14 protein-coding genes are annotated in these 13,843 nt (G+C 55.0%); 7 read left to right on the forward strand and 7 right to left on the reverse strand.

The features are described 5' to 3' along the window. Positions 1-338 precede the first annotated feature (338 nt). Positions 339-1,463: a cell division protein ZapE gene (gene zapE / locus V1603_RS00460; RefSeq protein ID WP_395313378.1), complete on the reverse strand. Its 1,125-nt coding sequence runs from the start codon at positions 1,461-1,463 to the stop codon at positions 339-341. Between the two features lie 189 nt (positions 1,464-1,652). Between zapE and zapG the strand changes: the two genes are divergently transcribed. From zapG to degS, 3 genes are all read left to right on the forward strand, one after another. Further along, positions 1,653-2,051 (forward strand): Z-ring associated protein ZapG, encoded by a 399-nt coding sequence (zapG, locus tag V1603_RS00465; protein WP_010436126.1) that lies wholly within the window; start codon positions 1,653-1,655, stop codon positions 2,049-2,051. A gap of 170 nt (positions 2,052-2,221) precedes the next feature. After that, the gene (degQ, locus tag V1603_RS00470) at positions 2,222-3,589 is read left to right on the forward strand and encodes a serine endoprotease DegQ (protein WP_116343530.1); all 1,368 of its coding nucleotides are present in this window, start codon (positions 2,222-2,224) and stop codon (positions 3,587-3,589) included. Between the two features lie 92 nt (positions 3,590-3,681). Beyond that, positions 3,682-4,749, forward strand: a complete 1,068-nt coding sequence (degS, locus tag V1603_RS00475; protein ID WP_116343531.1) for an outer membrane-stress sensor serine endopeptidase DegS — start codon at positions 3,682-3,684, stop codon at positions 4,747-4,749. A 56-nt stretch (positions 4,750-4,805) separates the two neighbouring features. Here degS and mdh read toward each other — a convergent pair whose 3' ends face one another. Further along, entirely contained in the window at positions 4,806-5,744 is a 939-nt protein-coding gene (mdh, locus tag V1603_RS00480) for a malate dehydrogenase (protein ID WP_014885422.1), read from the reverse strand. Positions 5,745-6,141: 397 nt separating this feature from the next. Here mdh and argR point away from each other — a divergent pair, with 397 nt between their 5' ends. The 3 genes from argR to yhcN (V1603_RS00495) all read left to right on the forward strand — a co-directional run bounded on the left by argR (position 6,142) and on the right by yhcN (V1603_RS00495) (position 7,627). Next, positions 6,142-6,612: a transcriptional regulator ArgR gene (gene argR / locus V1603_RS00485; RefSeq protein ID WP_008502836.1), complete on the forward strand. Its 471-nt coding sequence runs from the start codon at positions 6,142-6,144 to the stop codon at positions 6,610-6,612. Positions 6,613-6,986: 374 nt separating this feature from the next. Further along, a complete protein-coding gene (gene yhcN / locus V1603_RS00490; RefSeq protein ID WP_014885423.1) occupies positions 6,987-7,250 on the forward strand; it encodes a peroxide/acid stress response protein YhcN in 264 nt (87 codons plus the stop codon). Positions 7,251-7,360: 110 nt separating this feature from the next. Then, positions 7,361-7,627 (forward strand): peroxide/acid stress response protein YhcN, encoded by a 267-nt coding sequence (yhcN, locus tag V1603_RS00495; RefSeq protein WP_061096934.1) that lies wholly within the window; start codon positions 7,361-7,363, stop codon positions 7,625-7,627. A 62-nt stretch (positions 7,628-7,689) separates the two neighbouring features. Here the strand turns inward: yhcN (V1603_RS00495) and V1603_RS00500 are convergent, their stop codons facing one another. From V1603_RS00500 to aaeX, 5 genes are all read right to left on the reverse strand, one after another. Then, positions 7,690-7,962: a barstar family protein gene (locus tag V1603_RS00500; RefSeq protein ID WP_116343532.1), complete on the reverse strand. Its 273-nt coding sequence runs from the start codon at positions 7,960-7,962 to the stop codon at positions 7,690-7,692. A 45-nt stretch (positions 7,963-8,007) separates the two neighbouring features. Beyond that, positions 8,008-9,462 carry an NAD-dependent succinate-semialdehyde dehydrogenase gene (locus V1603_RS00505; protein ID WP_116343533.1) on the reverse strand — a complete coding sequence of 485 codons (1,455 nt, stop codon included), beginning with the start codon at positions 9,460-9,462 and terminating at the stop codon, positions 8,008-8,010. An 88-nt stretch (positions 9,463-9,550) separates the two neighbouring features. Next, positions 9,551-11,518 (reverse strand): p-hydroxybenzoic acid efflux pump subunit AaeB, encoded by a 1,968-nt coding sequence (gene aaeB / locus V1603_RS00510; protein ID WP_116343534.1) that lies wholly within the window; start codon positions 11,516-11,518, stop codon positions 9,551-9,553. Positions 11,519-11,523: 5 nt separating this feature from the next. Then, positions 11,524-12,456 carry a p-hydroxybenzoic acid efflux pump subunit AaeA gene (aaeA, locus tag V1603_RS00515; RefSeq protein WP_028014599.1) on the reverse strand — a complete coding sequence of 311 codons (933 nt, stop codon included), beginning with the start codon at positions 12,454-12,456 and terminating at the stop codon, positions 11,524-11,526. Between the two features lie 7 nt (positions 12,457-12,463). Then, the gene (aaeX, locus tag V1603_RS00520) at positions 12,464-12,667 is read right to left on the reverse strand and encodes a p-hydroxybenzoic acid efflux pump operon protein AaeX (protein ID WP_003860416.1); all 204 of its coding nucleotides are present in this window, start codon (positions 12,665-12,667) and stop codon (positions 12,464-12,466) included. A gap of 179 nt (positions 12,668-12,846) precedes the next feature. On the opposite strand from aaeX, the gene aaeR reads away from it, so the two are divergent. Further along, positions 12,847-13,773: an HTH-type transcriptional activator AaeR gene (aaeR, locus tag V1603_RS00525; RefSeq protein WP_116343535.1), complete on the forward strand. Its 927-nt coding sequence runs from the start codon at positions 12,847-12,849 to the stop codon at positions 13,771-13,773. The last annotated feature ends 70 nt before the right edge of the window (positions 13,774-13,843 follow it).

Consider the following 13,843-nt stretch of genomic DNA (forward strand, 5'->3'; position numbering starts at 1 on the left):
TTACCCAAATAATAAGTTACACGTTGGTGAACACCCAAACGTTTAGTCAGTTGAGGTTCACACGACAAAGTCCGGCAAACCTACCCCTTCGAATAGCACATGCCGACACATAGAAAGTTTCGGGAAAAAAACCTTCTCGTAACGTGGGGTCGCAAGATTATAGAGAAGTTGAGGTCAAAGATCGACCCTTAAATGTGATTTGGAATGGGTTTTTCGGGGTTAGATATTGTGCGGTCTGGTGCCCTCACCCCCAGCCCCTCTCCCACAGGGAGAGGGTGGCGTTTGTTAAGGCCTGATGCCCTCACCCCCAGCCCCTCTCCCACGGGAGAGGGTGGCATTTATGGCATATGCTCCAGCTTCAGGTATTCCTCGCTCTGCATCTCCTGCAGGCGCGACAGGCAGCGCTGGAACTCAAACTTCAGCCGCTCTCCCAGGTAGATCTCATATAAAGGTACCTCGGCGCTGACCACCAGCTTGACGTGGCGCTCGTAAAACTCGTCCACCAGCGCAATGAAGCGCCGCGCTTCGCTCTCCATCAGCCGCGTCATCACCGGCACATCCAGCACCATCACGGTATGGAACAGGCGCGAAAGCGCGATGTAGTCGTGCTGGCTGCGGGCATCCACGCAGAGCGTCGCAAAGGAGACCGCCATCGTTTGGTTTTCTACGCCAAGGGTTGGCAACGGACGATGGTTAATCTCCAGCGTCGGGGCGTTTTCGCGTGTTGCACCCGCCAGCGCCAGCCAGAGCTTATCCATCTCGCGGGTGGTCTCTGCATTTAACGGTGAGAGCCACAGGTGCGCCTGAGTCAGCGTACGTAACCGGTAATCTACCCCAGCATCAACATTCATAATGTCACAATGCTGTTTGATGGCGTCAATGGCGGGCAGGAAGCGCGCCCGCTGCAGGCCGTTGCGGTAAAGTTCATCTGGCGGGATATTCGACGTGGCGACGAGCGTGATCCCGCGGGCAAACAGCGCCTTCATCAGGCCGCCCAACAGCATGGCATCGGTGATGTCAGAAACGAAAAACTCATCGAAGCAGAGCACGTCCGTTTCAGCCTTGAACCTGTCGGCCACAATCTCCAGCGGATCGCTTTTGCCCTGCAGCGCAGTCAGCTCTTCATGCACCCGCAGCATAAAGCGATGGAAGTGCAGACGCTGTTTACGCTCACCCGGCAGGCTGAGATAAAAGAGATCCATCAGCCAGGTTTTTCCGCGCCCGACGCCGCCCCACATGTATAAACCGCGCACCGGAGTCTGATCCTGCGGCGTTTTTTTACCGAGCAACCGCCCAAACGCGGCCTTGAGCCCACCACTCTGTTCTACTTCAGCAGGTTTTGCCGTGAGCGCCTGATAAATCATCTCCAGACGGTTTACCGCCTCACGTTGAACGTCATCAGGCTGATGAGTACCCTTATTCAGGGCCAGTTGATATCGCGATGCAGGTGACAGGTTTTGCATAATCTTATTGTTATTCCTTCAATTAACGCTCACCAGCAGGCGTGACTGATGAAAAAAAGGCCGTTCTACACTACGCGATGATACGTCAGGATTCCACTTCTGCGGAAATAGCGGTTATAGTGGCATTATCAGGCACAGGCAGGAGCCGAGCCAACACCCTACGGAACAACAAGACAACGGGAGAAGTTCATGACCTGGGAATATGCGCTAATCGGTTTAGTCGTCGGCATCGTGATCGGTGCTGTGGCCATGCGTTTCGGTAACCGCAAATTGCGTCAGCAGCAGTCACTGCAGTACGAACTGGAAAAGAACAAAGCAGAGCTGGAAGAGTATCGCGAAGAGCTGGTCAGCCACTTTGCCCGTAGCGCCGAGCTGCTGGACAACATGGCGACCGACTACCGCCAGCTGTATCAGCATATGGCGAAAAGCTCCAGCAGCCTGCTGCCGGAAATGACCGCGGAGACTAATCCGTTCCGCAACCGTCTGGCCGACTCAGAAGCCGGTAACGATCAGGCGCCCGTTCAGATGCCACGCGACTACTCTGACGGCGCGTCCGGCCTGCTGCGCGGTGGCGCAAAACGCGATTAACCGCACAACATAAATATATTTTACGGGCGCATCTCTTGCGCCCGTCCTTTCTTCCCGTCCCCAGCTATTATTTAGTCAAACACCTCATTGTTCAGCGGTATAAAATTCAATAACATCATCATGATTTTGGGCCGTTCTTCTTTCATTCCAGGATACGAGAGTCAGCATCAATGAAGAAAAAAAACCAGCTGTTGAGCGCTTTAGCGTTAAGTGTCGGGTTATCTCTCTCGGCGTCCTTCCCTGTCGGTGCGGCGCTGCCTTCGCAGGTGCCGGGACAGGCAGCTATTCCCAGCCTCGCGCCGATGCTGGAAAAAGTGTTGCCCGCGGTCGTGAGCGTTCAGGTAGAAGGCACGGCGGTTCAAAGCCAGCGCGTACCGGATGAACTGAAAAAATATTTTGGCGATGAGTCCCCCAATCAGCAGGCTCAGCCTTTTGAAGGCCTGGGCTCTGGCGTCATCATTGATGCGGCCAAAGGCTATATTCTGACCAACAATCATGTCATCAGCCAGGCCGATAAAATCAGCGTCCAGCTGAACGATGGTCGTGAATTTGACGCCAAACTGATTGGCGGCGATGACCAGAGCGACATCGCGCTGTTGCAGGTGCAGAACCCAAGCAACCTGACCCAGATTGCCATTGCGGATTCCGACAAACTGCGCGTTGGTGATTTTGCCGTCGCCGTCGGCAACCCCTTTGGTTTAGGGCAAACCGCCACCTCCGGCATTATCTCGGCGCTGGGACGTAGCGGCCTGAATCTGGAAGGTCTGGAAAACTTCATCCAGACCGATGCCTCAATCAACCGTGGAAACTCCGGTGGAGCACTGCTTAACCTTAACGGCGAGTTGATTGGCATTAACACGGCGATTCTGGCCCCGGGCGGCGGCAGCATTGGGATTGGCTTTGCGATCCCGAGCAATATGGCTAAAACGCTGTCGCAGCAGCTTATTCAGTTCGGTGAAGTCAAACGTGGGCTGCTGGGCATCAAAGGTATGGAGATGAGCGCGGATATCGCGAAAGCGTTCAATATTAACGTGCAACGCGGTGCGTTTGTCAGTGAAGTGCTGCCAAACTCCGGCTCGGCAAAAGCAGGCATCAAATCGGGCGATGTGATCGTCAGCCTTAACGACAAGCCGCTGAGCAGCTTTGCTGAACTGCGTTCGCGTATCGCCACCACCGAACCGGGGGCCAAGGTGAAGCTGGGCCTGATCCGTGACGGTAAGCCGCTGAACGTCGAAGTGACGCTGGATAAGAGCACCTCGTCATCTGCCAGCGCGGAGCTTATCGCCCCGGCGCTGCAGGGGGCAACGCTGAGCGACGGGCAGCTGAAAGACGGTACGAAAGGCATTCGCCTCGACACCGTCGAGAAGAGCAGCCCTGCCGCGCAGGCCGGATTGCACCAGGAAGACGTCATCATTGGCGTGAACCGTAATCGCGTGCAGTCCATTGCCGAACTGCGCAAGGTGCTGGAGAGTAAACCGGCGGTCATTGCCCTGCAGGTCATGCGTGGCAATGAGTCTATCTACATTCTGTTGCGCTAAGCATTTGCGATTCCGGACATCACCGCTGCGTGTGATGTCCGGATAACTCATGTTATGCTGCAAACCGTTCCTTTTTTCACGACACGCGCATCATGCTTTTAAAGCTCTTACGTTCCACTGTCATCGGTTTGATTGTCGCTGGCCTGCTGCTGCTGGCGATGCCGTCTTTGCGTCAGTTCAATAAGCTGTCGGCTCCCCAGTTTGACAGCACGGATGAAACGCCGGCGACCTATAACCAGGCCGTTCGCCGTGCCGCCCCTGCCGTGGTTAACGTTTATAACCGCGGCCTTAATAGCTCAGCACATAACCAGCTGGAGATCCGCACCCTTGGCTCCGGGGTGATTATGGACGAGCGCGGCTACATTATTACGAACAAACACGTGATCAACGATGCCGATCAGATCATCGTCGCCCTGCAGGATGGTCGCGTGTTTGAGGCGTTGCTTGTGGGTTCAGACAGCCTCACCGACCTGGCCGTGCTGAAGATTAACGCCACGGGCGGCCTGCCGGTCATTCCGATCAACCGCAAACGCACGCCTCACATTGGCGACGTCGTTCTGGCTATCGGTAACCCTTATAACCTCGGACAGACGATTACCCAGGGGATCATCAGCGCAACCGGCCGCATTGGCCTCAACCCGTCAGGACGGCAGAACTTCCTGCAGACGGATGCGTCAATCAACCACGGTAATTCCGGCGGCGCTCTGGTCAACTCGTTGGGCGAACTGATGGGCATCAACACCCTCTCATTCGATAAAAGCAACGACGGCGAGACGCCAGAAGGGATCGGCTTTGCTATTCCGTTCCAGCTGGCGACCAAGATTATGGATAAGCTGATCCGCGACGGGCGCGTGATACGCGGCTATATCGGTATCGGCGGGCGCGAAATTGCGCCGATGCATACTCAGGGCGGCGGTATCGATCAGATTCAGGGCATCGTCGTCAACGAGGTCGCACCGGGTGGCCCGGCGGCTAATGCGGGGATTCAGGTTAACGATGTCATCGTCTCGGTCAACGGCACGCCGGCAGTCTCTGCGCTGGAGACGATGGACCAGGTGGCCGAAATTCGCCCTGGCTCTATCATCCCTGTGGAAGTCATGCGTAACGATAAGAAACTGACGCTGCACGTGACGGTTCAGGAATACCCGGCCACTAACTGATAAGCATAAAAAAAACGGAGCGATAAGCTCCGTTTTTTTATCGGGTGGCGTGCGTTTTACTTGTTAACGAACTCTTCACCCAGGGTGATATCTTTCTTCAGCGTGTCCAGCATGCCTTCCATCGCGTTTTGCTCAAACGCGCTCAGCGTACCGATAGACTTACGCTCTTCAATACCGTTTTTGCCCAGCAGCAGCGGCTGAGAGAAGAAGCGGGCATGTTCGCCGTCGCCTTCAACGTAAGCGCATTCAACAACGCCTTTCTCACCCTGCAGGGCGCGAACCAGTGACAGACCGAAACGGGCAGCCGCCTGGCCCATAGACAGGGTTGCAGAACCGCCACCCGCCTTCGCTTCCACCACTTCGGTGCCCGCGTTCTGGATACGTTTGGTCAGGTCAGCCACTTCCTGCTCGGTGAAGCTTACGCCTGGGATCTGCGACAGCAGAGGCAGAATGGTCACGCCAGAGTGGCCGCCGATAACCGGCACTTCCACTTCTGTTGGCTGTTTACCTTTCAGCTCAGCAACGAAGGTGTTGGAACGGATGATATCCAGCGTGGTCACGCCGAACAGTTTGTTTTTGTCGTAAACACCCGCTTTCTTCAGCACTTCGGCTGCGATAGCAACGGTGGTGTTCACCGGGTTAGTGATGATACCGATGCACGCTTTCGGGCACACTTCAGCGATCTGCTGCACCAGGTTTTTCACGATGCCCGCGTTGACGTTGAACAGGTCTGAACGATCCATGCCTGGCTTACGCGCCACGCCTGCAGAAATCAGGACCACATCAGCACCCTGCAGCGCAGGACGCGCATCTTCACCGGAGAAGCCTTTGATTTTTACAGCGGTCGGGATGTGGCTCAGGTCAACCGCCACGCCTGGGGTTACCGGAGCAATATCGTACAGGGAGAGTTCTGAGCCTGAAGGCAGTTGGGTTTTCAGTAGTAGGGCAAGCGCCTGGCCGATACCACCAGCAGCGCCGAGGACTGCGACTTTCATCCTAAACTCCTTATTATGGTTAACTTAAGTATCTGTAAATCCGTTGCCGCGACCTTAAATCAGCAAGTCTTTAATTACAATTTTCGAAGCTAAAGAATTTGAGGTCGCACGACTTTATCTCTCACCAGAAAGCTATCTGACGCCAGATGGCAACGAATTAAGAGGTGGTTACAATACACCCTGCCCCGCCACCAAAACAACATCATTTTGATAACATTTAATTTACTTTTAAGCTTATTTGCGCGGCGTGACCCAGGCATGTTTTCTGATAACGAAATCTGATAAAATCTCTCCCTTTCATAACATTATTTCAGCCTGCCGCTGAGCAGATAATTTGCATAAAAATTCATCCACATGCATAATAATGTTGTTTCTTTCGTCATATTCCGGGTGACTTATGCGAAGCTCGTCTAAGCAAGAAGAATTAGTAAAGGCGTTTAAGGCGCTACTTAAAGAAGAGAAATTCAGTTCTCAGGGAGAAATTGTTCAGGCGCTGCAGGAACAAGGCTTCGATAACATCAACCAGTCGAAAGTCTCCCGCATGTTAACCAAGTTTGGCGCAGTGCGTACCCGCAACGCCAAAATGGAGATGGTCTATTGCCTGCCGGCAGAACTTGGCGTGCCGACCACCTCCAGCCCGCTCAAGAATTTGGTTCTGGATATCGACTATAACGACGCCGTTGTGGTCATCCACACAAGCCCGGGCGCCGCGCAGCTGATTGCTCGCATGCTGGACTCGTTAGGTAAAACAGAGGGTATCCTCGGTACCATTGCCGGTGATGACACCATCTTTACCACTCCGGCTAGCGGTTTCTCCGTAAAGGATCTCCACGAAGCGATTCTGGTTCTGTTCGAACAGGAACTGTAATGCTCTCTCCCCGTAGCGCCGCTGCGGGGATCATTCTGCTCTCATATCATTTTCCCCTTTATTTCACTGCCCCTGCTTTGACGATTAGTGCTTTTTACCACTCATTAACATTCACCCAGTGAATAACAATCCCGTAAATCGCACAAAAAATCAAAATGCAATATCCCTATGATTTACTTATAAATATCAGCACAGACTGCTCATAAAACACCCAATAATATGCAATTTGGTTATAAAAAAACGGGTGTTTAACACGTAATAACAAGGGAAACCATTAGTCTGGTATTAATTTTTGGCGTTATTAGTGTATACTTGATTTTGTGATGAGGGTCACGAAACAAGACCCCACTAAAAAATTCGACGAGGTAAGAATCATGAAAATCAAAACAACTGTAGCGGCGCTGAGCGTCCTGTCTGTCCTGTCCTTCGGTGCTTTCGCGGCTGACGCTATTAATGCTGACCAGGCGCAGTCCCGTGAGGCAATCGGTACGGTTTCTGTCGGCGCTGTTGGCACGTCTCCAATGGACATGCATGAAATGCTGAACAAAAAAGCGGAAGAAAAAGGTGCCTCATCCTATCGCATCATCGAAGCGCGTTCCGGTGACCACTGGCACGCCACCGCCGAGCTGTACAAATAAGTTTTAGTAATCACTGAAGACGTAACTCTCCACTCAACGGCACCAGGCATAAAAATAGCGGTACAACCCTTCTCGCCGTTGAGCAAAAAACCTGTTCAGGAGTAAAGACTATGAAAACCAAATTGATCATCGCAACCCTGGGTCTGGCATCCGTTCTCTCTTTCGGCGCAAGCGCAGCCGTACAGCAAGTGAATGCCGATCAGGCACAAAATCTGCAGCCAATGGGCAGCGTCTCCGTGACGTCAGTCACCGGCTCCCCGATGGACATTCGTCAGGAGCTTGCCGCCAAAGCTGAAAAAGCAGGCGCCAGCAGCTATCGCGTCACCGAACTGAATCAGGGTGACCACTGGCATGCCACGGCTGAACTGTATAAATAAACCCTCGTCGTATCTCATCATACGACTTGCCCCTGGCCTCGTGGTCAGGGGCTTTTTTTCATTCAATGCCGCGCGTTAAAGCGCAACTGCCCTTCAAGCTCTTCTTCTGCTTCATCGAACAGCAATATCAGCGCGCCAAAACGTCTGCGCAGCTTTTCAGGAAGATGAATAAACTCAATCTCCAGCGGTAGCGGCAACATACTGCCGGTGACCACATCCCAAAGCGTATCCAGATTCGTCACGCTTTCCCGTTCAAGATCAAACGCCCGGATAAATTCCCGATAAAAGTCTTCCTGACTGTCGATTTCGTCAAAATCAAACGTATAAGTTTTCATTGCCAGCCACCCAGTCCAGGCGGGCGGCAGATGCCGCCCTGTCTATTATAATCCCCCGATATGCAGGGTTTTAACTTCCAGATACTCTTCCAGCCCCAGCACGGATCCCTCACGTCCAAGACCGGATTCTTTCACGCCGCCAAAAGGCCCCAGCTCGGTAGAAACGGCGCACTCGTTAATGCCAATCATCCCGCTCTCGATTGCCTGCGAAACGCGGAAAACCCGGGAGAGGTTCTGGGTGTAGAAGTAAGCCGCCAGCCCGTAGGGCGTGTTGTTGGCGCGCTGGATGACTTCGTCTTCCGAGGTGAAGCGGAAACAGGCCGCAACCGGGCCAAACGTCTCTTCCTCTGCCAGCTTCATGCCTTCGTGGCAGTCGCCCAACACGGTTGGCATCCAGAAATTGCCGCCCAGAGGATGGGGTTTACCACCCGCCAGCACGGTCGCCCCCCGTGCGACAGCATCTTCAACGTGCTCGCGCACCTTGTTGACCGCCGCAGGTTCGATCAGCGGCCCAACGACCACGCCCTCTTCAAGACCATTCCCCACCTTAAGGGTATTAACCGCATCAGCGAGCTTATTCACAAACTTGTCGTAGACGGTTTCCTGAATGTAGAAGCGGTTCACGCTGACGCAAACCTGCCCCGCATTGCGGAACTTGTTGGCGATAGCGCCCTTAACCGCTGCGTCAATGTCTGCATCCTCGAAAACGATGTACGGGGCATTTCCCCCCAGCTCCATGGAGACTTTTTTCATGGTTTCCGCGGCGTTACGCACCAGCGTTTTGCCGACGGAGGTTGAACCGGTAAAGGAGATTTTACGCACGTCGTGGCTGGCCATGATCGCATCGCTGATCTCATGGGTGTTTCCGGCCACCGCGTTGAGCACGCCATCCGGCACGCCCGCCTGTTTTGCCAGAGTCAGCAGCGCAAAGGCGCTGAGCGGCGTGTTATTTGCCGGTTTGATGACGCCGGTACATCCGGCCGCCAGCGCCGGGCCTAACTTGCGGGTGAGCATCGCCATCGGGAAGTTCCAGGGCGTGATGGCCGCGACGACGCCGATGGGCTCACGGGTCGCAAGAATGCGCGAGCCGGGCTTGATCGGCGGAATAATTTCACCGTTCGCGCGTTTGGCCTCTTCGGCAAACCACTGGATAAAGCTGGCGGCGTACTCCACTTCCCCTTCCGCCTCTTTCAGGGGCTTACCCTGCTCGGTGGTCATTAACCGCCCGAGCCAACTTTTATTCTCAATAATCAGTTCGTACCAGCGGTAAAGAATGGCCGAACGCTCTTTCGCGGTTTTGGCACGCCATGCCGGGAAGGCTTTGGTGGCCGCTGCAATCGCTTCTTCGGTTTGCGCTTTACCCGCTTTCGCAACTTTAGCGATGACCTCACCGGTCGCGGGGTTCAGCACATCAAACGTTGTGTCCAGCGTTTTCCAGAGGCCGTTAACCAGATAGCCGGTCTGAAAAAGGGTGTTGTCCTGAAGCGCCTGGGTCGTCATGTGTCCTCCCTTCCTGAATGTAAGTACGTGCTGGAATAAGTATAGCCACAAAAAAACCGACGCTTTTGGCGTCGGTTTTTTACGTCGGTCAGTTATCAGTTAGGGCATTCTGGTAGCGATGCAGCATAAACACCAGCCGCCCTACCGGCTCTGTCACCTGTGGCGGCGCCTGCCAGTGTTTGAGCTTTTCCTGATAAATATCGAGTTCTTCAAGCAGTTGGGTAAAGTAACGGCGGCGTTTATCATCGCTGCTGGCGGAAAGCACATGGTCGGCGGTACGACGCAGCTGACGGTGGAAGGCCGAGAGATCGTCGTTGATCGGCACCGGCGCGTTACGCAGACGTTGGTGCGCAATGATCATGGTTAATGCCAGGCGGAACTTCGCGATATCCCCCGGAAACTTGTTCAGCAGTAAAAAAAGCTGCTGATAGAGCGCGGGCAGGTGGTTCTCTTTACGGCGCGCGGTATTGGTGGTCATCGACGACACGGCAGCCGACACGAACTGGTTCAACAGCACGCGCCCCGTCCGGGCCTGCGAGTTATCCCGTACCAGCAGAATCACCATCATCGCCAGGAAACACCCAACAAGCTGACCTAAAGCGCTGTCGAGGAACTGGCTGAAATGGAAGGTCATCGGGTTATCCAGCACGATGATATTAATCGTACTCGCCAGCGCCCCCAGCGATCCCAGTCGCCGCTTTTGTACCTCAATGCCGATAAAGAACGCCATTACCGCCAGGCTGATACAGAGCAGCAGCATGCTCTGCTGCGTCGACGGAATGATGACCAGGAAATAGAGCGCGCCTATCGGCAGAGCGGCAATGGTGCCGTAGAGGAAATCAATGGCGACCATGCGCGGGTTAGGCAGACGCATCGCCAGCGCGGTCACGACAGCAATCATCACCATCGCGCCGCTGCCGGACGTCCAGCCCGTCCACAGCCAGAAAAGCGTACCGAGCATACAGGCAAGCGTGGTACGCCAGAAGTTGACCATCGCGTGGTGCCGCTCGGCAGATTCCGCCTTGATCACCACTTCGCCCTGGAGCACCTCTTCTTCCGCCGCGCTGATTTTAGTGTTACTGATTACACCGCGTTTCAGCAGCAGATAGCGCGTCGCGGCGCCGACCCAGGTGTAGATGGTCACCGGCGTGTCACGCTCCCCGGTCCAGGCAATCACACGGCGCATGCGCTTAAGCTGCTTATGCACGTCCTGTACGGTGTCTACCGGCTCGGCAAACAGTTCGCGGAACGTATCGGTAACCGCTTCCGGTCGAGTGTTCTGGATGAGATAGGTTTCGCACGCCTGGGTAATCAGCGTCAGAGAGACGGTGTTAAGGGCTTTAAGGCGACGATTCGCCCGGGCCCAGCGCGACGACTCCATATTGAGGTTGCTGCGCATCCCTTCCAGGGCCTGCGTACGGCGTACCAGCCCGCTCCACGCTTTATCCACCTCTTCGCTGTCGCCGTGTTTAATGCACAGCTGCATCAGCTGGTACTGGGCAACGATCAGCGCGTCCAGCTCGCGATCCACCTCTTGCTTGATCGAGCGCGGGGAGAAAAGCAGGTCAGCCACGATCGCGCAGACAATACCAATCACAATCTCGCTGCAGCGCTCCACGGCAAACTGCGGCGCGAGCAAGGGTTCGGACTGGATCGTGATAACAATAATTAGCGCCGTATAGCCCGCCAGCCCCCAGGCGTAGGAGTTCTCCACTTTTACCAGAGACGAAATCCAGGTGCAGAAACCCGCCCAGATACAGCACACCATGAGCATCAGCAGCGGCGTGCGGATCATCAGAATAATAATGGTCAGCGCCGCGAAACAGCCGATAAAGGTTCCGATGATACGCAGCATCCCGCGATAGCGGATCGCACCAGAGTAGGGCTCCCCGCCCGCGGCGAAGGCAGGGCCCGCCGCAACAATCGCGGCGGTGAGCACCGCCCAGCGAGGGGTTTCAAGCTGGAAATGGAAGCCGACAAACAGCGCCAGCACAATGGCGCACGCCAGCTTCACGGCGAAGCGAATGTGCTGGCTGGCGATGGAAAAGATACCCATGGCGATTAACCAAACTCGCGCAGGCGGTGGGCAATTTTACGGAAGAGCGAATCCTGGCTGGCATCCCGATCTTTTTCGCCGGTGATCACCACCGTCGCGGTAGTGCCCGCTGGCCACAAGTTGCCCTGCTGTTCATCCAGATGAATACGTACCGGCACGCGCTGTGCCAGACGCACCCACTCCAGGTTGGAGTCCACCGTCGCCATCCCTTTGGCATCGTTAGAGCTGCTGGAGTTGGTTACCCCTGCGGCAACGCTGTCGACGGTGCCCTTAAAGACGCGGTTGCTGCCAAGCGGCGTGACTTCAGCCCGGTAACCAGGACGAACCCCCTCCAGCTTGGTCTCTTCCATATAGGCGAGCACGTAGAAGGAGTTCTGCTTAACCAGCGCCACGGCGGTTGAGCCGCGGGTAATGAACTCCCCGGCATAAACGTTGAGGTTGGTCACCCAGCCATCGGCTGGCGCGCGGATCACGGTACGCTCCAGGTCGAGCTTCGCCAGATCGCGCGTTGCCTGCGCTTTCGCCAGTTGGTGCAGCACGGTTTGCAGCACGTTGTTGGACTGGTCTATCTCTTCGCGGGACATGGCCTGTACGCCCAGCTGGTTACGACGACCCGCCTCGCGGCGTTTCTCAGCGGCCAGCGCCTGGTAATAGGCCACGTCGGCTTCCGCTTCCTCCAGCGCTTTCTGGTAGCGAGGCTGGTCGATGGTGAACAGGACCTGATCTTTTTTCACGAGCTGGTTATCGTGAACGTTGACAGCCGTGATAAGACCGGCCACGTCAGGGGCTATTGCCACCACGTCGGCGCTGAAGCGTGCATCACGCGTCCACGGTGATTCGGTGTAGTAGACCCAGGCACGGAAAATAGCGATGAAGGCGAGGATAACCAGCGCCATTGTGATGGCAGTGCGGGAGATTTTTCTTGTTAGCGTTTTCACATCAACCTCAGACAAACATGCGCGATATCAGGTAAAACAGGCAGCAATACAGCGCGGTATTGAACAATGCAGGGTGCCAGACAAAATCGTAGATCCCGGTAGGGACCAGCACCTTGCGCACCAGCCAGAAGATCGCCAGTGATAAAAGAAGCTCGAAAAATATCGGTGGGAACGACAGACCGAACACCACGATAACGGGAAACAGACTCATGTTAACCTTGATAAGAGAGAGTGCAGGCTTCAGAATTTTTTAGCGCACGCCACCGCAGGAGAGCAAGAAACGCCGGGCGAGAATGGCGCAGCCGTTATGTAATTAATAATATATTAACGTAACTGTTATGCTGTTATCTATAATATGTGATCTAAATCACTTTTAAGCCAGAGTGAACAATGGAACGTTTAAAACGCATGTCGGTCTTTGCCAAAGTGGTTGAACTGGGCTCGTTTACCGCCGCAGCACGCCAGCTTCAGATGAGCGTCTCATCCATCAGCCAGACGGTGTCCAAACTGGAAGATGAGCTTCAGGTTAAGCTGCTCAACCGCAGTACCCGCAGCATTGGGCTGACGGAAGCGGGTAAAATTTACTATCAGGGTTGCCGACGCATGATGCATGAAGTGCAGGATGTTCATGAGCAGCTCTATGCCTTCAACAACACCCCCATCGGCACGCTGCGCATCGGGTGTTCTTCAACTATGGCACAAAATGTTCTTGCTGCCATGACGGCAGACATGCTGAAGGAGTATCCAGGATTAACGGTAAATCTGGTGACGGGCATTCCCGCGCCGGACCTGATTGCCGACGGGCTGGACGTGGTGATCCGCGTCGGCGCTCTGCAGGATTCCAGCCTGTTCTCGCGCAGGCTGGGCAGCATGCCGATGGTCGTCTGCGCCTCGAAAAGCTATCTGGCGCAGTACGGCGTTCCGGAGAAACCCGCCGATCTCACCAACCACTCGTGGCTGGAGTACAGCGTGCGGCCCGATAATGAATTTGAGCTGATTGCACCGGAAGGGATCTCTACCAAACTGCTGCCGGAAGGACGGTTTGTTACTAATGATCCGATGACCATTTCGCGCTGGCTGGTGGCCGGTGCCGGGATCGCCTACGTGCCGTTAATGTGGGTGATCAACGAGATCAACAGTGGCGTGCTGGAGATCCTCTTCCCGCGCTACCAGTCCGATCCGCGTCCGGTGTACGCCCTGTATACCGAAAAAGACAAACTCCCGCTCAAGGTACAGGTGTGTATTAACTATCTGACCGAGTATTTTGTGGACGTGGCGGAGCTGTTTCAGGGGATGCGGGGAAGAAGGAAAGAATAGGTCTTTCCCCTCACCCTAACCCTCTCCCCAACGGGGAGAGGGGACTGCTCCGTGCGGTCTTTTCTCCCTC

It is taken from the genome of Enterobacter sp. ECC-219 (assembly GCF_043966805.1).
Lineage (GTDB): Bacteria > Pseudomonadota > Gammaproteobacteria > Enterobacterales > Enterobacteriaceae > Enterobacter > Enterobacter cloacae_N.

Bases quoted from the DNA above. Each gene is read 5' to 3' on its own strand.
- V1603_RS00500 (WP_116343532.1), bottom strand. From the start codon at position 7,962: ATGAAAACTTATACGTTTGATTTTGACGAAATCGACAGTCAGGAAGAC.
- argR (WP_008502836.1), top strand. From the start codon at position 6,142: ATGCGAAGCTCGTCTAAGCAAGAAGAATTAGTAAAGGCGTTTAAGGCG.
- zapE (WP_395313378.1), bottom strand. From the start codon at position 1,463: ATGCAAAACCTGTCACCTGCATCGCGATATCAACTGGCCCTGAATAAG.
- aaeX (WP_003860416.1), bottom strand. From the start codon at position 12,667: ATGAGTCTGTTTCCCGTTATCGTGGTGTTCGGTCTGTCGTTCCCACCG.
- degS (WP_116343531.1), top strand. From the start codon at position 3,682: ATGCTTTTAAAGCTCTTACGTTCCACTGTCATCGGTTTGATTGTCGCT.
- yhcN (WP_014885423.1), top strand. From the start codon at position 6,987: ATGAAAATCAAAACAACTGTAGCGGCGCTGAGCGTCCTGTCTGTCCTG.
- aaeR (WP_116343535.1), top strand. From the start codon at position 12,847: ATGGAACGTTTAAAACGCATGTCGGTCTTTGCCAAAGTGGTTGAACTG.
- aaeB (WP_116343534.1), bottom strand. From the start codon at position 11,518: ATGGGTATCTTTTCCATCGCCAGCCAGCACATTCGCTTCGCCGTGAAG.
- yhcN (WP_061096934.1), top strand. From the start codon at position 7,361: ATGAAAACCAAATTGATCATCGCAACCCTGGGTCTGGCATCCGTTCTC.
- zapG (WP_010436126.1), top strand. From the start codon at position 1,653: ATGACCTGGGAATATGCGCTAATCGGTTTAGTCGTCGGCATCGTGATC.
- V1603_RS00505 (WP_116343533.1), bottom strand. From the start codon at position 9,462: ATGACGACCCAGGCGCTTCAGGACAACACCCTTTTTCAGACCGGCTAT.
- mdh (WP_014885422.1), bottom strand. From the start codon at position 5,744: ATGAAAGTCGCAGTCCTCGGCGCTGCTGGTGGTATCGGCCAGGCGCTT.
- degQ (WP_116343530.1), top strand. From the start codon at position 2,222: ATGAAGAAAAAAAACCAGCTGTTGAGCGCTTTAGCGTTAAGTGTCGGG.